This window comes from Acidimicrobiales bacterium (assembly GCA_041394265.1).
Lineage (GTDB): Bacteria > Actinomycetota > Acidimicrobiia > Acidimicrobiales > SZUA-35 > JBBQUN01.
Genome location: JAWKIO010000006.1, coordinates 237064 through 257433, shown reverse-complemented (window position 1 = coordinate 257433; position 20370 = coordinate 237064). Strand labels below are relative to the sequence as shown.

The following is a 20370-nucleotide window of genomic DNA, read 5'->3' as shown; positions in this document are numbered from 1 at the left end:
GGCTTGTGGAGAGAGGTCCTGGAGCGAGCGGCACCTCACCGAGGGTAGACGCAGGCCGGGCGTCCAAGCGTGCCCACCGTGACTCGCTCGCCTCGTTCGTGACGAGGGGTCGAGGGTTGACGAATCCTCACCCGAAGGTGGTGGTCGATCATCACGTCGTAGACCGTGTCGTGCCCGTAGTACTCGACCAGTTCGACGATGTGATCACCGCCGTGCGTGATCGAGAAGTCCTCGGGGCGGACGAGGACGTCGACCTCGCCCTCGACCAGGGTGGTCGTGGGCGCGGGCAGTGATCCGATGCAGGTGCTCACCACCGTCCCCGCGAGTTGTCCGGGAACGAAGTTGGCCTCGCCGACGAAGCCGGCAACCCACCGGTTGGCGGGGCGGGCGTAGATCTCGGTCGGTGTCCCGAGTTGAATGATGGCGCCGTCGTGCATCACGGCGACACGATCTCCGAGGACGAACGCCTCGTCCTGGTCGTGCGTCACGAGGACGGTGGTCATCCCGAGCTCGACGAGGAGGCGATGCACTTCGGTGCGCACCTCGCTTCGCATTGCCGCATCGAGGTTCGAGAACGGCTCATCGAGCAGCAGGGCATCGGGCCGAGGAGCAAGTGCTCGAGCCAGAGCGACGCGTTGCTGCTGGCCGCCCGACAACGTGTGTGGTGCACGATCGGCGAAGCCGGCCAGGCCCACCATCTCCAGTGCTTCGTCGACGTCGGCCGATCGTGAGCCGCGTCGGGGGCGACGACTCCGGGGCAGCCCGTAGGCGACGTTCTGGCCGACCGACAGATGTGGGAACAGCGCCCAGTCCTGGAAGACGAGCCCGACGCGTCGCTGCTCGGGGGCGACATGGCGACCCGGACCGGCGACGGGGGTGCTGCGCAAGCTGATCGTGCCGCCGCTCGGCCGCTCGAGCCCGGCGATGGCGCGCAGCAGCGTGGTCTTGCCGCAGCCCGACGGACCGAGGAGTGCAAGTTGCTCACCCTGTCCGACCGAGAGGGTGATCGATCGCAGGACATCGGGTCCGTCGTAGGCGACCGTGAGTTCTTCGACCGAGATGGCGGGCCCGTCCGTCGCCGTCGTCATGGGTGATCCACCCCCGCGTCGGACGGATCGCTGCTGTGCCCACCGTCGAGGGTGGAGCGAAGGGCAGCGGCGACGGTTTCGACGGCTCGTTCCCAGGTCACGCCAGCGACGGTATCTCGACCGTGACGACCCATCGCCTCCGCACGCTGTGGGTCGGCCCGCAATTCGCTGGCGGCGGCGGCGATCGCTTCGGCCGTTGGGTCGACGATGAGACCGTTCTCGCCGTGGACGACGAACTCGGTGAGGCCGCCCCCGTCGCGGCACACGATCACCGGTCGAGCGTGGGCCATCGCTTCGAGAACGGTGAGGCCATAGTCCTCGTGGGATGTCGGCGTGATCACGACCGACGCCCGGGCATAGGCCGCAGTCAGCTCCTCGTCATCGACCGATCCCAGGAAGGTGACGGGCGACGCAGTCGCCTCCGAACATGCGTCGGCTGCAACCCCCTGAGCGGCATCGATAGGAAGCGAGCCGCCTGCCGTGTTCATCCACAGTGCTCGATCGTCGAGGCGGGTGGCCAGGGTCGGGTCGGCGGCGAGGGTGGCGTCGAGGCGGCGGGCGAAACCGAGTCGGCTGCCATCGCCGACGATCTCGAGCGGCCAGTCGTGCGGGCGGACCCAGGCGGCGGCGATGGCCAGCTCCTGGCGCTTGGGCCACTCGAGTCGTCCGACGACGATGGCCGGTCCTCCGGCGTCATACGGCGCGATGGAGTTCGGGACCGACGTGGGAGGCGCCGAGTGGATCGTGATCCGGTCGTCGGGCACGTGCCAGAACGATCGCAAGCGACCGGCGACCTCGTTCGACCCCGCCAGCCAGTGGGCGACGGTGTTGGGCGCCGTTGCCTCGACCGATCGCACCGCGGCGACCGCAGCTGCGTGGATCTCGGGATCGACGAACCCGCTGTCGGCGAACAGGTCGGCCTGGTCGTAGAACTGGCGTGGGTGATGGTAGAAGAGCGCCACCTTGCGAGGGTGGTTCGCGAGATAGGTCGGCGGCTGCGTGGTGAGCACGGCGTCGTAGGCCGACAGGTCGAGGCGCTGGACCCGTTCCGCGAGGGCGGCCCACAGGAAGAACTCGTCGTGGCGGTCACGGATGGGTTGATCGAGCAGGAGTCCGTAGAGGCGCATCGTGCGCTCGACCGGGATCGTGACGATCTCGAAGCGCCACTCGTCGCTCGCCAACGCACGAAGCAGCCCGTCGAGATGGCGCTCGAAGCCTCCCGACGAGCCGAAGTCGGGCTTGAGAACGCCGATCCGTTGCGGCGGCCGGGACGAGCTCACCGGTCGTTGGCGTCGATCGCGTCGGCGAGCGCGGCCACCTTCTGCTGGAGGTTCGCGATCTCTTCGCGCTGCTGACGATCGCGGTGGTCGAGCTGGTGGATGACATCGACCAGCGCTTGGTTGTAGGCGATTTGGCTGGGCAGCAGCCAGGCGAGCATGCGGCGTCCGATGCGGCCGACGGGTCCTGCGACACCGCCGCCGGTCGACGCCAGCTCGGCGGCCGAGAGGTAGGTGACAAGGTTCCGGTCGGTCTCGAACGGGTGGGGGAGGCCGGTGTCTTCGCCACGGGCCCGGCGGCCGAGTTCGTCGATGGCGGTCAGCGTCTTGGCGGTTTCGATCTCGGCTTGCGATGCGGGCAGTTCCACGCCGACGATCGTATGCGGCGCGATCGATGCTGTGGGGGCTTGCTCCCGTGTGCGGTGAGGGAACGGTCCGTCGTCAGGGTCGTGCCTGGGGTACGTTCGCGCCATGGACTTCGACCCCTACACCGAAGCGCTGGCCGCCGATCCCACCGCAGCTGCCGAGGCCGCCGCGTTGATCGACGCCGCCGAACGGGTCGTCGTGCTGACGGGAGCGGGTATCTCCACCGACTCCCGCATCCCGGATTTCCGGGGTCCTCAAGGGGTATGGACCAAGAACCCTGGAGCGGAGAAGCAGGCGACGATCCAGAACTACATCGCCGACCCCGAGGTGCGGCGTCGATCGTGGATGGGGCGCCTCGATTCGCCCGTGTGGGCCGCCGAGCCGAACCCCGGCCACCTGGCCCTCCTGCGGCTCGAAGCCCGTCGCAAGCTGCATCTCCTCATCACCCAGAACATCGACGGGCTCCATCATCAAGCGGGGAGCGACCCGGAGCGGATCGTCGAGGTCCATGGCTCGATTCGCGAGGTGGTGTGCCTGGGGTGCGACTACCGCGACCCGATGCAGGTGGCGCTCGATCGCGTGCGGTTGGGTGAGACCGATCCCGACTGCCCGACGTGTGGCGGCATCTTGAAGTCGTCGACCATCAGCTTCGGCCAGAGCCTGGTGGTCGAGGATCTCGAGCGAGCCGACCGAGCGGCACGTGAATGCGATCTGATGTTGGCGATCGGGTCGACGCTGTCGGTGTATCCCATCGCGAACGTGGTACCAATTGCCCGTAGCCGCGGCGCGTCGATCGTGATCGTCAACGGGGGGCCGACCGAGATGGACGACCTCGCCGATGTCGTGGTGCGAGGGTCGATCTCCGACGTGCTTCCGCAACTGTTCGGCTGAAATCTCGTCGGCCCGAGCGGGAATGCGCCGGGTCATGCAATTGTTGAGTGACTTGCTAGGGTATTCACTTCCCCCTTCATCGAGAGGACCGCCCATGCCAACCTTCCGTGAGTTGCTTGCCAAGACCAAGGCCGAGATCGTCGAGGTCGACACGGCCAAGGGCGAGGCGATGCGGGCCGACGGATCGATCATGCTCGACATCCGCGAACCCGACGAGGTGGCGCAAGGCATCATCCCCGGCGCCGTCACCATCGTGCGGGGCAATCTCGAAGCCCAGGTCGAGAACCGGCTTCCCGACAAGTCCGCCTCCATCGTGATCCACTGCGCAGGTGGTGTGCGCTCCGCGTTCGCCGCCAAGTCGCTGGCCGAGCTCGGCTACACCAACGTCGTCTCGATGGACGGCGGCTTCAACAAGTGGAAGGACGAGGGGCGTGATTGGTACGTGCCCACCTCGCTCAACGCCGACCAGCGCAACCGCTACTCCCGTCACCTGCTCCTGCCGGAGGTGGGCGAAGCCGGTCAGATCAAGTTGCTCGAAGCCAAGGTGCTCCTGCTCGGGGCCGGTGGCCTGGGGTCGCCGGCGGCGCTGTACCTCGCCGCCGCCGGTGTCGGCACGATCGGCATCGTCGACATGGACGTCGTCGACGAGTCGAACTTGCAGCGCCAGATCCTCCACAACCTCGATCGCGTCGGCGTGCGCAAGGTCGACTCCGCTCGCATGACCATCGAGGGCATGAACCCCGACATCGTGGTCAACACCTACGACACCCGACTGTCGGCCGACAACATCGAGGAGATCCTCAGCGGCTACGACGTGGTGATCGACGGAGCCGACAACTTCCCGAGCCGCTACATCCTCAACGATGCGTCGGTGAAGCTCGGCATCCCGGTGGTGCACGGCTCGATCTTCCGGTTCGAGGGCCAGGTCACGGTATTCGATCCGCTGAATGGCCCGACCTATCGCGATCTGCTCCCCGAACCTCCTCCCGCCGAGCTGGCACCCAGCTGTGCCGAAGCCGGCGTGGTGGGCGTACTGCCGGGCATCGTCGGCTCGATCCAGGCGCTCGAGGCGATCAAGCTCATCCTTGGACTTGGTGACTCGCTGCGTGGTCGTCTCCTTGCGTTCGATGCGCTCGAGATGTCGTTCCGCGAGTACAAGCTCAACATCGACCCCGAGAACCCGGTCACCTACGCCAACCGGGAGCTCATCGAGGTGGTCGAGCTCGACGGCCTCTGCATGCCGAAGGTCAAAGAGCCGGCGGGCGTCTGATCGACACGGCGACCGGCCACCGTCTGTCCTGTCGCCTCCGCCTCGGAGCACGAGACGCCTCACCCCGTTGGGTGGGGCGTTCTCGCGTACGGTGATCTGCCGGTGGGTGGATTTGCTCACGGTCTTGGGAGCCGACGCCGTCCGCCAAACCCGGTGGCCTACAGTCGCCGCTTGCCGCCTATGACTTCATCGACGACCCCGATCTCGAGTCCGCCCCTCGTGCGTCAACGTCACACTGCTCGCCTGCGTCGCACGCCAGGTCTGCCTCGGCGCGCCCGGCGGGCGATGTCGATCGCGGCGGTCATCGGGCTGTGTTCGTCGTCGTTGGTCGCAAGCCCCAGCGCAGGAGCGTTGACACCGGCGGTCACGGTGAACGCCGTCGACGGGGTCGCGAGCGATGGATCGTTCGACATCCGGCACTACGAGGTCTCGATCGATGCCGGAACTGCCCCCGAGGGCAACGCGGCGCTGCGTACAGCGGCAACCGTCGAGGTCGACCTTGCCGGCGCCCCGCAGATGCTGATCCTCGATCGCATCGAGGGGGCATCCACGCTCGAGCTCCGGAGCCGAAACGACGGCGTCTGGGGGGAGTGGATCGAGATCGAAGTCGAGAGCGACGACGCTCCCGACGGCATCGCCGGTGGCGAAGGCTCGGTTCCGGCGGCCGCTGGATCGGTCGGCCCGGTCTGGATCGGTGACGGCGCAACCGCGATCCAACTCAGCGATCCGAGCGGGGGACTCCGCACGGTCCGGGTCGAGGCGTTGACCTCGCTCGACGTTCCGGCAGCGGCCAACCTTGCCGTTGCGGATGATCCGTCGATCAGTGAACCGATCGTCGGCAACCTCGCCGCCGCTCGCCCCACCATTCGTCCTCGCTCGGATTGGGCCACTGCCGGTTGGGCGGCGCAGAACGAGGGATGCGAGTTCGGTCCCTACTACGCCGACAGTGTCCGGGCCGTCGTCGTGCACCACACGGTCAACACGAACGACTACGGCGCCGACCAGGTCGACGACCTCCTGCGAGGGATCTATCGCTATCACGTGGGCACTCGCGGCTGGTGCGACATCGCCTACAACTTCGTGGTCGATCGCTTCGGCATCATCTGGGAGGCCCGCAGCGGCGGCACCGACGAGCCGGTGATCGGTGGCCACACCCGAGGCTTCAACACCTGGACGAGCGGCATCGCGATCCTCGGGCAGCACCAGCAGGGCGGAAGTCCGGCCGCCGTCGATGTCTCTGCCGCCACGGCCGCCTCGGTCCAGCGGCTCGCCGCCTGGAAGCTCGGGCTGTACGGCGTCGACCCGTTGGGTCGAGCGTGGTTGCAGAATCGGTCGAGCGGCCCCGGCATGAAGTTCGCGGCGAAGCAGTGGGTCGAGGTGCCGACGATTCTTGGCCACCGGGATCTCGGCGAGTCTTCGTGTCCGGGCTCGCGCGCCTACCCGCTGGTTTCGGGCTTCCGCACAACGGTCGGCGTCACCGGACAGCAGATCGGCACGGCCCCCTACGTCTTCCCCGCCTGGGAAGGGGCCGAGTCCGGTGTCTCGGTCGTGGTCGTCGACACTGCCGGCGGGGTGCGTCCGGCCATGGGGGCCAACGTTCCCGATCCGATGCCGACCATCGGCAGCGGAGCAGTCGCCATCGCCGGTAGCGGCGACCACGGCTACGTCCTCACCTCGGCCGGCACGCTCCGCCCCTACGGTGGCGCACCGGCGATCAGCGGCGCGCCGGCCGGCGGCGCCACCGTGGTCGACCTGGCCGTCGCATCCGGCGGTGGTGGCTGGATCCTGACGAACAACGGCGACATCGTCGCCTTCGGTGGGGCATCGGGTCGCTCGGTCAGCGACAAGCCGGCCAACGGGACTGCACGGGCGATGGCGCTCGACACCGCCGGCAACGGCTACGTCGTTGCCAGCAACGGCCACCTCTCGCCGGTGGGATCCGCTCCGTCGGTCACTTCGCCATCGGTCACGAACGCCATCGGCGTTGCCATGCGGCCCGATGGAACGAGCGGCTGGGTACTCGGTGCCGACATGTCGCTGAAACCGTTCGGCGGTGCCCCGAGCCTCGCCGTCAAGAGCGGCACCCGCTCCGACGCCCGAGCCATCCTGGCCTCGGCCACCGGCTACGGCGGCTACGTCCTCGACGCCGAGGGGCGGCTGCTCCCATTCGGTGATGTGCCGTATGCCGGTCCGATCTCGACCACGGTCGGTCAGCCGATCGCCGTCGACGCGTCTGCGGTCGGCTACAAGCTCCGTCCCGATCTCGGAACGAGCGACGACTCGAAGTTGGCGCTGGCGCTCTACCGAACATTCGTCGGCGACACGTTGGCCGGGCCTCAGCTCGACCACTGGACCCGGCTGGTCGATGACGACGGCGCAGCCGATGTCGCGAACATGCTCGCAGCGTCTGACGCATGGGCCGGAGCAGTGGTCAGCCAGATCTACACCACGGCGCTCGGGCGGGCGCCGGATGCGGCCGGGCGGGCCTACTGGGTCGAGCAGCTCCGCCTCGGCATGAAGATGCAGGAGCTCGGTACCTACTTCTACGGCTCGAGTGAGTACTTCGCCCAGGCGGGTTCGGCCGGTGCCTACGTCGATGCGCTCTACCGCGAACTCCTGCACCGAGACGCCGACCCGACGGGTCGGGCGTTCTGGATCGATCAGATCGAGCGTCGCCGAGCGCGACCGGCCGACGTCTCCGCCGGCTTCTATGCATCGTTGGAGTCGCGTCGCGATCGGGTGTCGGGCCTCTTCGAGAAGGTCCTCGGGCGAGACACCGACCCCGCCGGGCTCGACTACTGGGCCGAGTGGCTGAGCACCGGCGACGACATCGATCTTGCGGCGATCCTGGCGGGCTCCGAGGAGTACATCGCCCGAGCAACCAACTAGGACGATTATCGTGACGACAATGTTTGCTTCCGGTCTGCTTCGACGACGCCTCGGCCTGCTCGCCGCCCTCACGGTGTTGCTGACGCTCGTCGTGCCGGCCAACCCCGCTTCTGCCGCATCGGCCCAGGCCGAGATCGAGTTCACCGGCCGCGGCTGGGGACACGGCCGCGGCATGGGGCAGTGGGGTGCGCTGGGGTACGCCCAGCAGGGCTGGACCTCGGCCCAGATCCTCGACCACTACTACGGCGGCACCACCGCCGGCACCATCCCCGCCGGTGCGCCCGTCAACGCCGCGGCGGTGCGAGTCGACCTGGTCTCTCGCCGGAACAAGTCGCTGTATGTGTTCGTTCCCGAGGGCACGCTCACACTGAGCGATGCCGTAGGGACCCCGCTCCCGATTCCGGCAACCCAGGCCCTGCTCGTCGCCGCCAACGGCAACGGTGGGTTCACGTTCCAGACCGCCACCTCGTGCGCTGGCCCATGGAGCGAGTCCGTCCCGCTGCCCGCCGGCACGTCGTTCACCGTCGGCGATACCAACCCGGCCGACACCAGCAGCGGTCTGCTCGCCATCTGTGACGGCGCCAACTGGACCTCCTACAGCGGCACGCTGACGATCCTCGATCGAGGCGTCGCCTCCGCCAATCGCCTCACCGGTCTGGCCACGGTCAACACCACCACGATGCAGGAGTACCTGCGGGGCGTGGTGCCGAAGGAGGTGTCGGCCTCGTGGCTCGCTCCGGCACTCGAAGCGCAGGCGGTTGCTGCTCGCTCGTATGCCATGGCCGGCGACACTCGTCAGCAGGAGTATGCCGACACCTGCGACACCACCACCTGTCAGGTCTATGCGGGGCGTTATCGCAACGGCGTAGCCGTCACGGCGCCGTCCACCGATGCCGCCATCGCCGCCACCGACGGCATGGTCCGGCTGACGCCGCTCGGCACGATCGCCCGAACCGAGTTCTCCTCCAGCACCGGCGGCTACACCGCAGGTGGTGACTTCACCGCCGTGATCGACGAGGGCGACTCGATTCCGGCCAATCCGAACAGCACCTGGACCGCTCGATTGTCGACCTCCACCATCGAGGCTCGCTACGGCCTTGGCCGCCTCCTGTCGCTCGATGTCACCCAACGCAACGGCCTCGACCCTCACGGCGACGGGGGTCGTGTGCTGCAGGCCAAGGCCATTTTCGAGAATGGTTCGAAGCTTCTCAGCGGGCAAGAAGTCCGAGCAGCCTTCAACTATCAGCTGAAGTCGGACTGGTTCACCCCCGGTGTGGTGTACCGGTCCGACCTGGTGGGAACACCGACCGCCAAGTTCATCGAGGGGGCCTATCAGGTCTACACCGGTGGCCCGCCGAGCAGCGCCGAGCTGTCGGTGTGGTACGACCGACTCCAGAACGGTGCCAGCCGGGCCGAACTTACCTCGGCGCTGTCGAAGACACCCCAGTTCGCGGGCGTGATGGTCGACGAGCTCTACGAAACCTCACTCGGTCGGGCACCCGACGAGATCGGTAGCGCGTACTGGCTCGACATCATGGTCGGGAAGAAGACGCCGTATGCCGAACTCGGCATCTACTTCTACGGTTCGCAGGAGTACTACCAGCGCACCGGTGGGAGTCCCGAGCCGTTCGTTCGGGCGCTGTATCGAGACCTCCTGCACCGCGAACCCGACGCTGCGGGCCTTGCGTACTGGGTCCAGCAGATGGCGAAGCCCACGGTGTCACCACCCGACGTCGCCTCGGGCTTCTACGTCTCGATCGAGTCCCGCCGAGATCGCGCCGACCGTCTCTACCTCCGGGTGCTCGGCCGCCCGGCCGACGCGGCCGGACGAGACGCCGCCGCCGAGCGGATCGCCCTCACCGACGATCTCGTCGTGGCCGCCGAGCTCGGCACCTCCGACGAGTTCTACCAGTCCACCCAGAGCTGATCCCTGCCGAACGAGCCACCTGATGTCGAACCCACTTGCTGACCACATCCCTTCCCGCTTCCTCCCTCTCGCCGCACTCGTCGCCGGTCGGCCCGACGCAGCGGTGGTGCATCTCACTGCTGCCGGCGACTCGCGCCCGAGCCCCGAGGTGGTGGAGTTGCGTTCCGAGATCGCCGAACTGCGCGCCGAGATCGCCCAGCTCCGCGAGGAGCTGTCCTTCTCCCTGGCGTTCATCGATCGGCTCGGCCCGCCCTCGACACCGACTGCCTGATGTCGCAACGGGTCCCCGAGATCGTCGAGCTCGATGAAGGACACCTCGACCGTTCGCTCGCCGATCTGGCCAGGCTCTGCCTCTCGGCTGCGGTGGTCGTCGCCGACGGCCAGATGGCCGAACGCCTGTCGGCAAGCGGTCATCGGGGGCTGGTGGTCGCGAGCCGCTCCGAGGCCGAGCAGCTGGTGGCCGACTGGTCGACGGTCGGTGCGCCGACCATCGTCGATGGTCATCTGAGCACCGGCTCCGATGGTCGGCGCCACACCACGCTCGACGGCGAGTGCCTGTCGAACGATGAGGTGGCGCGTCGGCTCGATGCCGCCAAACCGATCGTTCCCGAGAGCTGGGACGGCTATGTCGCAGCCCACGGCAAACGATTCGTCGAGACACTGTCGCTGGTGCCGCAGGCCCCACTCGGTGCGCGGGCCCTCGACGCATCGGCCTTCCCGCTCACGATCCGCTACCTGACCGATCTCGGCTATTGGGTCGCCGGCACACTGTTCGCCGAGGATCGTGACGCCGACGCCCGGCCTGCCTCGGGTTTCTGGGTTGACGCGGGTGCCAAGGCCGAGGTCTGGTACGACGCCGAGCGGCACCGGCTCCCGTGCGACGACGAGATGTTCGACCTCGTGCTCGCCGGTGAGATCATCGAACACATGCCGACCGATCCGGTACAGCTGCTCGTGGATTTCAACCGTGTCTTGCGCACCGGTGGGCTCCTCGTCCTGACCACACCGAACATCATCAGCCGTCACTCGATCGCTCAGGCCCTGAACGGACGGCATCCGTTCAACTACCCGCTCTTCGAGCGGGAGGGTTCGATGGATCGCCATCACCAGGAGTTCACCCCTTCGATGTTGGCCACGATGGTCCGCCGCGCCGGATTCCATCTCGACCTTCTCACCACGGTCGACGTGTGGTTCCCCGACGAACCCGAGGTCACCGAATTGATCATCGACGGTGGGTACGACCAGCGGATGCGCGGCGACTCACTCTTCGTGGTTGCGCGAAAGGTGTCCTCGATCGTCGACCGGACCCCTGCCGGCATCTACACCGGCGACGAATCCACGTGGGCGCTCAGCCAGCACGTCGTGCCTCGGCGACACGGTGCACCCACTCGCTGAGCGTTCCGCCTCTGGCTGATGCCCCCGGGCTAGGCTGAGGCGTCGCCAATGGAGGGACCGGCCGTTGAAACTGATCATCCAGATTCCCTGTCTCAACGAAGAGTCGCAGCTTCCCACCTCACTGGGGGCCCTTCCGAGAGCAGTGCCTGGATTCGATGTCGTCGAGTGGTTGGTGATCGATGACGGCAGTGACGACCGAACGATCGAAGTCGCCAAGGAACACGGTGTCGACCACATCGTTCGAATGCCCCAGAACCGGGGGCTTGCCGCTGCGTTCCAAGCTGGGCTCGATGCCAGTCTCAAGCTGGGCGCCGATGTGATCGTCAACACCGACGCCGACAACCAGTACGACGCCAGCTACATCCCGATGCTGGTGGCGCCGATCCTGCAGGGACGCGCCGACCTCGTTGTCGGCGACCGCAACGTGCGGGGTGTCGAGGAGTTCTCGCGGCTCAAGATCCGGCTCCAACTGCTTGGTAGTTGGGTGGTGCGCCGAGCGTCGGAGACCGAGGTGCCTGACGCAACGTCGGGGTTCCGGGCTTACGACCGCGAAGCGGCCATCCAGCTGACCGTCGTCAATCGATACACCTACACGATCGAGTCGCTCATCCAGGCGGGGAAGATGAACGCCGCCGTTGCCTCCATCCCGGTCGACACCAACGCCAAGATGCGAGAGTCCCGGCTGTTCGGATCGATGTGGGGCTACATCCGTCGCAACATCTTGACGATCGGTCGAGTCTTCGCGGCCTACGAACCGCTCAAGTTCTTCTCCACCATCGCTGCCGTGCTCTTCGTGATGGGGTTGGTGGCGTTCATCCCGTTCGCAGCAGATTGGCTGCTCAATGGCGATTCATCCGGACACCTCCAATCGATCGTGCTGGGTGCCGTGCTCGTGCTCGGCTCGCTGCAGGTCGCCGTACTTGCTGTCGTTGCCGACCTGATCTCGAGTCATCGGATGGTGTCGCAGCGGATCCTGGAACGAGTTCGCCGAGTGGAGCTGCAACTGGGCGTGCCCCCGTCGCACTATGAGCCCGGTACCGTGACCACCACGACCACCACCCCAACAACATCATCGAGCGAGCCCCCGTCCGGCGCTTCGCGAACGGTCAGGCACTCCACGGTCTATGACAACTCCTGATACCTCGGGCGCCAAGACGGTCCTCGAGAACAGCGCCGACGACGTCGGGCTGAGTTCGCGGTTGGGCGACATTTGGCGCTATCGCGAACTCCTGGTCAACCTCACGATGCGTGAGATCAAGGTCAAGTACAAGAACAGCGTGCTCGGCATCGTGTGGACCTTTCTCAACCCGTTGCTGTACCTCGCGGTCTTCAGCCTCGTCTTCGGCGTGATCCTGCCGAGCGGCGCCCCGCGCTACGGGTTGTTGCTGTTGTCGGGCCTCCAGGCCTGGAACTTGTTCTCGATGGGGATGACAGCGGCCACCACCTCCATCACCGGCAACGCAACACTCGTGCAGAAGGTGTGGTTCCCGCGCGAGATCCTCCCGCTCTCCGCGGTCGGAGCCTCATTCGTCACCTTCTGGTTCCAGATGATCGTGCTGCTCATCGGGCTGAGCGCCTTCCGGCAGGCACCGGCGTGGGATCTGCTACCGCTCCTGATCCCGGCGCTGCTGGTGGCGCTGCTGCTGGGCACCGGCCTCGGTCTGTTGCTCTCGGCGGTCAACGTCTACTTCCGCGACGTCCAGCATTTCCTCGAGCTCGGCGTGCTGACCTGGTTCTGGTTCACGCCGATCGTCTACCAGTACGACTTCGTCGCACGCGCCGTGACCGACCGCTGGGGGCTCGGTGCGGAACGTCTGACGCTTCTCAACCCGATGATCCCCGTCGTCACGACCTTCCAGCGGGTCCTCTACAACCCCGAGAATTTCGACCCCCAGGTGCAGACCGACACGTTCGGTTTCCTCATGCACGACGGCTGGTGGTTCCTCCAGAACCTCGTCATCGAGATCGGTGTCGGCCTCGTCGTCCTGATGCTGGGATTCCGGGTCTTTCGACGCCTCGAGGCCAACTTCGGCGAGGAGCTCTAGTGGCCGAATTCGCGGTCGAGGTCCGACACGTCACCAAGACCTTCAAGCGCAACTCCGAGCCGGCGAAGACACTCAAGGATCGGCTGCTCACGCTGCGTGACAACTCGGTCGAGTCGTTCAATGCGCTCGACGATGTCAGTTTCGAGGTCGAGGCAGGTGAGACCATCGGCATCCTCGGCCACAACGGTTCGGGCAAGTCGACGTTGTTGAAGTGCATTGCCGGCACACTCCGTCCGACCGAGGGCTCGGTGGCCGTTCGCGGTCGGCTCTCGGCCCTGCTCGAATTGGGTGCTGGGTTCCATCCTGATCTCACCGGCCGCGAGAACGTGTACCTGAACGGTTCGATTCTGGGTTTCAGCCGCCAACGAATCGACCAGATCTTCGACGACATCGTGGAGTTCTCCGAGCTGCACGACTTCATCGACTCGCAGGTCAAGCACTACTCGTCGGGGATGTACGCACGTCTCGGGTTCGGTGTCGCGGTGAACCTCGAACCCGATGTGCTGCTCGTCGACGAGGTGCTCGCCGTTGGCGACGAAGCTTTCCAACGCAAATGCATGGAACGGGTGCGTGGATTCCAGAACGACGGTCGAACGATCCTGCTGGTGACGCACTCGCCCGAACAAGTGCGGCAGGTGTGCTCCAGCTCGGTGGTCCTGGACCACGGACGCGTGCTGCATGTCGGCGATGTCGGCAAGGCGGTCACGATCTATCGTCGCTCATTGGCCAACAAGGGCATCGTCCTGCCCGACCAGCCTGATGAGCAGGAGGACGTCCCGGTCAACGAGGGCGTCGTGATCACCCGAACCGTCGTTGTTCCCCCGTCGGATGGGCGTGACGCGTTCCGTCCGGGCGATCAGGTCCGCCTGCAGGTCCACTACCGAACGGCCGGCCCCGTCGGCGGTATTCGGGGGCGGATGATCATGCATAGCCACGATGGAGTGCTGCTCTACAACGCATCGACGCACGACATTCGGGGCGGCGACGTGGTCCATGCCGACGGCGACGCCATGATCGAGTTCGTGATCGACGATCTCCCGCTGATGGATGGTCGCTACTTGGTCAGCTTCGTGCTGCAGGATCAGACCGAGACGTTCGAGTACGCACGCAGTGAACAGCAGACTGCCTTCGACGTCGACAGCGGCGGCCCCATCACCGGACGCGTCAAGCTGAAGATCCATGTCGAGGAGCACACGTCGTGAGCGAACGATCGGGGCGCATCGGTCTCGTCCCGCCTCGGTTCGGCCGCGAGGTGATCGGTGGTGCCGAGGCGGTCGTGGCCGACATCGGCCGCGGCCTGGCCAAGCGGGGCTGGGACGTCGAGATCCTCACGACCTGTGCTCGCGATCACTTCACGTGGGCCAACGAGTATCCCGAGGGGGTCAGCTCGGTCGATGGCATGACCGTTCGACGGTTCCCGACACAAACCGACACCGATGGACGGCACCGGCAGCACATCGGCAACGCGATCCTGAGCGGCGAACGGGTGTCGCTGGTCGACCAGCAGTTGTGGATCAACGACAGTCTCCGAGTCAGCGGCCTGTGGCACCACGTGGCGGTGCACCGCGCCGACTACCGGGCACTGGTCTTCGCCCCGTACATGTTCTGGACCACGTTCGCCGTCGGTCAGATTGCGCCTGAGAAGACCATCCTGATGCCCTGTCTGCACGACGAACCACCGGCAAGGCAGGAGATCTTCGCTCCGTTGTTCGGCGGGGCACGCGGCCTGTGGTTCCTGACCCGTCCGGAACAGGAGCTCGCCGAGCAGTTGTTCACGCTGCCGCGGCGTCGTGCCGAGATCGGCGCTGGCGTTGCTGTGCCCGAGCACTATGACGTCGACGGGTTCCGGTCGTCCCACGGACTCGAGCGCGACTTCTTCTATTACGCCGGTCGTCGGGAGTGGGGCAAGGGCTGGACCGATCTGCTCGCCACGTTCGAGCACTACGTCGGGGCGGGCGGACAGCTCGATCTCGTCACGTCCGGTGTCGGCGATACCGGACACCCTGCGCACCTCGCCGGTCGGGTGCACGATGTCGGCTTGCTCAGCGAAGACGGGCGCAACGCAGCCATGGCCGGAGCGCGGGCCTACGTCCAGCCTTCAGCACTCGAGAGTTTCTCGCTCACGGTGTTGGAAGCATGGCTCGCCGGCACGCCCGTGATCGCGAACGCGGCCAGCGACGTCGTCTCCTGGCATGTCGAGCGGAGTGGGGCGGGTGTTCGTTACCGCTCGCTCGACGAACTGCTGGGCTTCCTCGAGGTGCTGGGGTCCGACGCTCAGCTGGCCGGCGATCTGGCTCGAACCGGTCGGGCATACGTGTTGGCCCACTATCGCTGGGAGGATGTACTCGATCGTGTCGAACAGACGCTGTTCGAGTGGACGGGGGCGCCGTCATGACCACCCTGATGATCTCGCCGTATCCGCCGTCGCGCGACGGCATCGCCACCTACACGGCGCAGGAAGTCGTCGCCCGTATGCGGGCGGGGGAAGACATCGAGGTCCTGTCACCAACGCCGAGCGCCGCGCACCGTCACCTCGTGCTCGGCGGGCCGAAGGGCTGGACGCGCCTGCTGCGACAGCTCGACGGGATCGATCAGATCGTCATCCAACTCTTCCCGGAGCTGCTCCATGGGGCTTGCCGGAACCCGATCGAGCGAGTAGCCGCGTGGTCGACCCTTGAAGCCGTCTGCCGTCGGCGGCCGACGGAGCTGCGTGTCCACGAAGTGGAGTACGGACCGGCTGAGCGCAATCCGCTCGAGCGACGTGCGGGTGCTCGGGCGCTTCGAGCGGCCGAGGTCGTGAGTGTCCACACCGAGCCCGAGCGCCAGAAACTCTGCGCAACATTCGGTCTGGATGTCTCCGAGGTGGTCCTGGTCGATCATGGGCGGTACTTCGCATCGCATGCCAATGCCACCCAGGATGACGCCCGGATCGAGCTGGGCCTGTCGACCACGGGGCACGTCTTCCTTGCCATTGGTTTCCTGCAGGCCCACAAGGGATTCGACCGAGCGGTTCGAGCGTTCGCCGAGGCGGGGCTAGAGGGGAGAGCCGAACTGCACGTCGTGGGTTCGGTTCGCGTCGACGTTCCCGAGTTCGTTGCCTATGCACGTTCGCTGCGCCGGCAGATCGACGCGGTGCCGGGAGCGACCTTCCACGAACGATTCGTCAGTGACGCAGAGTTCGATCTGTGGATCCGCGCTGCTGATACCGTCGTGCTGCCCTATCGCGAGATCTTCTCGTCGGGAGTCCTGGAGCGAGCCAACCTGATCGGCCGTCCCGTGATCGCCTCACAGGTCGGAGGGCTCGAGGGTCAGCTCCGTAAAGGCTCACAGACCTTCGGAGACGACCATGAACTCGCAGCGGTGATGCGGTCGCGTGCGGGCATGGCAGGGGCATCAGACAACGATCCAACTGCCGCACCGGTCGCCAGGATCGACCCGACCACCGAGGCCATCGAACGCCACGTGCGAACGGCGATGGGCACGGATCGGTCGCAGGCCCTCGATCTCGGCGAGCGGCTGTCGCTGCCCCCGGCTACCTCACATCGCCCGGCGGCCGCCTACGCCAAACGAGCGGTTCGCATGGTCACGGGCTGGCAGCTGCAGCCGATCGTCGACCGTATCAACCGGCTCGAAGAGGAGTTGAACCGGGTGCTCGGCTCTCAGGATCGCTGAGTGCCGACCACCAGCTGGCGAACGACCTCGGCAGCCGCTTCGAACGAGTGAGCCGCGGCGTACTCCAGTGAGCGGCGACCGAGCGATGCACGTTGCTCGGCATCTTCCAGAAGCGCGGCGATCAGCGATGCGAGCTCGGCGGCGTCGGCCTGGGGATCGAGATGGGCGACCACATCACGTGGGAGCTCCGCCATCGAACCGAGGTCGGAGACGATCGTCGGGAGCCCGACCGCCAAGGTTTCGGTGATCGCAGCCGACGACTCACCGTTGGTGAATGCCCGAAGCTGCACTGCCACCGCTGCCTCCTGCTGCAGGGCCTGGAACTCATCATCGTCGACGTGCCCCAGGAATCGCACGGCCTCAGCGACTCCTCGGTCGGCGGCGAACGTGGCGAGTTCTTCCTGGTAGGCAGGATCGCAGCCTCCGGCGAAGACCAGTTGCGCCGCCGGGACCGACGCCCGAACGAGCGCAAGGGCCTCGATCAGCAGCACCGGTTGCTTGACCGGGGCCACGATGCCGAAGCTCGCAATGAGCGGTGCGGACGCACGAGGCGTGTCGACAGGATCGATCGTTGGACACGGAATGTCGAAGAGATGCTCGGGGCGACGGCCGGCGTCGAGCTCGACGAGTGTCGCGGCGTAGCGCGAGTGCACGAACAGGCGCTTCGCCCGGCGTGCGACGGCAGCCGACATGAGAATGCCGAATCGGGCGGCCGTCTCGGGCCACAGGTCGGGGCTCGCCACGACCGAGCGTCGATAACGCTCGGGATACATCTCCTCGAGTGCGGCGCCCATGGAGGCGTACGGCAACCGCTCGGGAGCGAGCCTTCTGACCTCGGAGTAGAGACCGGACAGTCTGACGTCGTGCAGGAGCACGTCGCCGGGCACTCGTTCGAGCATCTCGAGCGCATCGACGTGGAATGACGAGTTGCCCATGAAGTACAGCGTTTCGTCGAAGGTTGCACCGCGCTCGATGAATGCGGGCAGCAACCGGAGCGGTTGGATGGCGACGCCATCGATCGCGTCGACGTCGTCAAGTTCGCCCTCGACGAACACGGTGATGTCGAGATCGTCGCGAAGGTGCTCGATCAGCCGAGCAGCATAGGTGGCGATCCCGGAGCGCTGGCGGGGGAGGGGCGTCACCAACGCGAGCGACGGCCGTCGCTCCGGGAGGTGGGTCGGCGCTGTAAGTGTGGTGAGACCGTCGATCGTGGCCCGGGCCGAACGCTCCCAGCTGAAGTCGGGTGGTGGCAGCGACCGCAGCCGCTCGCGCTCGACGGGGTCGCCGAGGGCTCCCACGAGGGCTCGCTCGATGGCATCCACCGAGTTCGGATCGAACCGGGCGGCCGGGTCGGTCTGCACCTCGACGAGTGATGACGAGTCGGAGCAGATGACCGGGGCGCCGCACTGCATCGCCTCGAGGACTGGTAGGCCGAATCCCTCGTAGATCGCGGGGAAGACCACGAGTTCCGCGCCCTGGTAGAGCGAGACCAGGTCGTCGTCGCTCACGAACCCGGTGACGAGGAGATCGTCGGCAATACCGAGGCGTTCGGCGGTGCGGCTGAGTTCGACACGTTCGTGGTCGGTCGTGCGGCACACCAAGACCAATTGGTTCTTGCGGCGGAGTTCGCTCGGGAGGCCGGCGTAGGCCTCGAGCAAGCGGTCGATGTTCTTGCGACGCTCGATGCCGCTCGGGAACATCAGATAGGAAGGACGGAGCCCTTCGATCCGGCGGGCGAGGTCGCGGGCCACCTCGACATGGCTGCTGGTGGGCGGACGGAACTGAGCGTCGGCCCCGGCCCAGATCGTGGTGATCCGATGAGCGCCGATCCCGAGGAACTCGACAGCGTCGCGTCCCGTCGCCTCCGAGATCGTGAGGAGGTGGTCGAAATGCCGCAGGGCGGCGACCCTCGTGTCGTACTCGTAGCGAACCACCGGATTCGAGAGATACCAGTCGGCGAAGCGCAACGGAATGAGGTCGTAGAGCACCGCAGCCGTACGCCACTGCGGCGCACGAGCCCACGCCGGCAAGATGGTCGACAGCGGCTCCTGCAGCTCGAAGACCGACCCGGCGATGAACAGACCGCCCGCAGCGTGATCGACGCAGTCGAGCAATCGGTCGGAGCGAAGCAGCTTGCCCGAGGTGATCAGGGGCTCGATTCCCTGCGGCAGCGGCACATGCGGATGCACGAGGTAGTGGTCCACGAATTCCGGATCGACTCGCTCCAGTCCCAGCGCCAGATTCTGGACATATCGCGCGATCCCTCGTTCACCGTGCTCCCGGTTCTGGAAGCCGATCAGATCGAAGACGACGGTCATGCCTCGGGGTGTGCGGTGAGCATGACCACTCGGCCCGGTCCCCGTGGCGGCTCGAGCGCCGTTGCCTCGACACTCCACGTGCACGCGTCGTCTCGGCGGGCGATGCTGACCTGATCGATCGACCATCCGTCGAGCAGCCTTTGCAGCCGATCGAGGTCGTAGGTTCGTTCCAGATCGTTCACTGCGGCCGGGCCGTACGGGGTGGTCAGCACGAGGAGTCCGTCAGGGCGCACGACCTCCTTCAACAGCCTCATGGTGTCGAGGTCGGCGGTCTCGGCCGCTGCGGGGTTGCCCCGGTAGGCGCCGATCCCGAAGTGTTCGATCGTCGAGAGCAGCACAACGGCATCGAAGTCGCTTGCACGCTCGAACTCTTCGAACGGCCGCTCGAACACGGTCAGGTTCGGATGACTGAAGGGGTAACCCTGTGGCTCGATGACGGTGACCTCATGTCCCATCGATGCCAGCGAGAAGGCAACCGTGCTCTCACCGCCACCGATGTCGAGGATCTTCGAACCTGGCTGGAGCTGCCCGAGTGCGGCGAAGGTGAACGGCTGCTCGACGATCCGTTCGTTGACGGCACCGATGACGGCGTCGGCCTCCTTCCATTCGATCACGACGGGGTTGTTGAGCCACACCCCGGCATCGGCGAGCGGTCCGCGATGCGAGTTGGCGTAGTTGAGGAAGGCACTGGCGGTCTGGTCGATCTGGGGCAACGGCGCGCCGATCAGCTCGTGGAGCCGCACCGAGGGTGCGACCCGCTCGATCTGGGCTTCGATGGCGGTCCGGGCGAACCCCACCTCGTCACGGGCGGCATGCACCTGGGCCTCCAGGTGCGACAGCTGCGTGGCCTGGAGCGCGAGCTGGTCGTTGACCGAGCGCTGCAGCGCATCCGACTGCCCGGCCATCGCATCGAGGCGTTCAACGATCTCGTTCTTGATGGCATGGATCAGTGTGACGAGCTCGCCATTTTGGTCGGTTACAGCGCGTCGCCCCGCTGCGAGACCCTTGCGAATGATTGACATCCGACCATCATGGCCCAGATCGTCAATCAATCGACGCACCTCGAGGGCGAGGGTCCCGCAAAGCGGGCGGGCCGCCGCTATAGCCTCTGTCGAACCCCGAGGGACCGAGAGCTGATTTGCAGGATCACCACGTCAATCCAACGCGACGAGTCGATGCCCAACGGGCGGCTCTCTTGCTGACCGGACTGACAGTCGTCTTCGCCGTTCACC

At 66.4% G+C, this 20370-nt stretch carries 16 protein-coding genes; 11 read left to right on the top strand and 5 right to left on the bottom strand.

The genetic code is table 11. The features are described 5' to 3' along the window. Positions 1–35 precede the first annotated feature (35 nt). From R2733_25495 to R2733_25485, 3 genes are read right to left on the bottom strand one after another with little or no spacing between them, the layout of a single operon-like run. Positions 36–1088, bottom strand: coding sequence for an ABC transporter ATP-binding protein (locus R2733_25495; GenBank protein ID MEZ5379875.1), 1053 nt, complete (start codon positions 1086–1088; stop codon positions 36–38). Next, positions 1085–2368: a glycosyltransferase family 4 protein gene (locus R2733_25490; protein MEZ5379874.1), complete on the bottom strand. Its 1284-nt coding sequence runs from the start codon at positions 2366–2368 to the stop codon at positions 1085–1087. Before R2733_25490 ends, R2733_25495 begins: the two co-directional genes overlap by 4 nt. Further along, positions 2365–2733, bottom strand: a complete 369-nt coding sequence (locus R2733_25485; GenBank protein ID MEZ5379873.1) for a hypothetical protein — start codon at positions 2731–2733, stop codon at positions 2365–2367. The genes R2733_25490 and R2733_25485 overlap by 4 nt, the downstream gene beginning before the upstream one ends. Positions 2734–2836: 103 nt before the next feature. Between R2733_25485 and R2733_25480 the strand changes: the two genes are divergently transcribed. From R2733_25480 to R2733_25430, 11 genes are all read left to right on the top strand, one after another. Beyond that, on the top strand, positions 2837–3622 hold the full coding sequence (locus tag R2733_25480; GenBank protein MEZ5379872.1) for a Sir2 family NAD-dependent protein deacetylase: 786 nt from the start codon (positions 2837–2839) through the stop codon (positions 3620–3622). A gap of 94 nt (positions 3623–3716) precedes the next feature. Then, positions 3717–4892 carry a molybdopterin-synthase adenylyltransferase MoeB gene (gene moeB, locus R2733_25475; protein ID MEZ5379871.1) on the top strand — a complete coding sequence of 392 codons (1176 nt, stop codon included), beginning with the start codon at positions 3717–3719 and terminating at the stop codon, positions 4890–4892. A 180-nt stretch (positions 4893–5072) separates the two neighbouring features. Continuing rightward, on the top strand, positions 5073–7781 hold the full coding sequence (locus tag R2733_25470; protein MEZ5379870.1) for a DUF4214 domain-containing protein: 2709 nt from the start codon (positions 5073–5075) through the stop codon (positions 7779–7781). A 19-nt stretch (positions 7782–7800) separates the two neighbouring features. After that, positions 7801–9708: a SpoIID/LytB domain-containing protein gene (locus R2733_25465; GenBank protein ID MEZ5379869.1), complete on the top strand. Its 1908-nt coding sequence runs from the start codon at positions 7801–7803 to the stop codon at positions 9706–9708. A gap of 22 nt (positions 9709–9730) precedes the next feature. Further along, a complete protein-coding gene (locus R2733_25460) occupies positions 9731–9979 on the top strand; it encodes a hypothetical protein (GenBank protein MEZ5379868.1) in 249 nt (82 codons plus the stop codon). Beyond that, positions 9979–11103 (top strand): methyltransferase domain-containing protein, encoded by a 1125-nt coding sequence (locus R2733_25455; protein MEZ5379867.1) that lies wholly within the window; start codon positions 9979–9981, stop codon positions 11101–11103. Before R2733_25460 ends, R2733_25455 begins: the two co-directional genes overlap by 1 nt. A 64-nt stretch (positions 11104–11167) precedes the next feature. Next, positions 11168–12241: a glycosyltransferase family 2 protein gene (locus tag R2733_25450; GenBank protein ID MEZ5379866.1), complete on the top strand. Its 1074-nt coding sequence runs from the start codon at positions 11168–11170 to the stop codon at positions 12239–12241. Beyond that, a complete protein-coding gene (locus R2733_25445; GenBank protein ID MEZ5379865.1) occupies positions 12228–13148 on the top strand; it encodes an ABC transporter permease in 921 nt (306 codons plus the stop codon). The genes R2733_25450 and R2733_25445 overlap by 14 nt, the downstream gene beginning before the upstream one ends. Beyond that, positions 13148–14350 carry an ABC transporter ATP-binding protein gene (locus tag R2733_25440; protein ID MEZ5379864.1) on the top strand — a complete coding sequence of 401 codons (1203 nt, stop codon included), beginning with the start codon at positions 13148–13150 and terminating at the stop codon, positions 14348–14350. Before R2733_25445 ends, R2733_25440 begins: the two co-directional genes overlap by 1 nt. Beyond that, entirely contained in the window at positions 14347–15543 is a 1197-nt protein-coding gene (locus R2733_25435; GenBank protein ID MEZ5379863.1) for a glycosyltransferase family 4 protein, read from the top strand. The genes R2733_25440 and R2733_25435 overlap by 4 nt, the downstream gene beginning before the upstream one ends. Next, positions 15540–16820: a glycosyltransferase gene (locus R2733_25430; protein MEZ5379862.1), complete on the top strand. Its 1281-nt coding sequence runs from the start codon at positions 15540–15542 to the stop codon at positions 16818–16820. The genes R2733_25435 and R2733_25430 overlap by 4 nt, the downstream gene beginning before the upstream one ends. Here R2733_25430 and R2733_25425 read toward each other — a convergent pair. Together R2733_25425 and R2733_25420 are read right to left on the bottom strand one after the other, a co-directional pair. Beyond that, positions 16808–19138: a glycosyltransferase gene (locus R2733_25425; protein ID MEZ5379861.1), complete on the bottom strand. Its 2331-nt coding sequence runs from the start codon at positions 19136–19138 to the stop codon at positions 16808–16810. The genes R2733_25430 and R2733_25425 overlap by 13 nt on opposite strands. Beyond that, positions 19135–20160: a DUF268 domain-containing protein gene (locus R2733_25420; GenBank protein MEZ5379860.1), complete on the bottom strand. Its 1026-nt coding sequence runs from the start codon at positions 20158–20160 to the stop codon at positions 19135–19137. The genes R2733_25425 and R2733_25420 overlap by 4 nt, the downstream gene beginning before the upstream one ends. Positions 20161–20370: the final 210 nt, after the last annotated feature.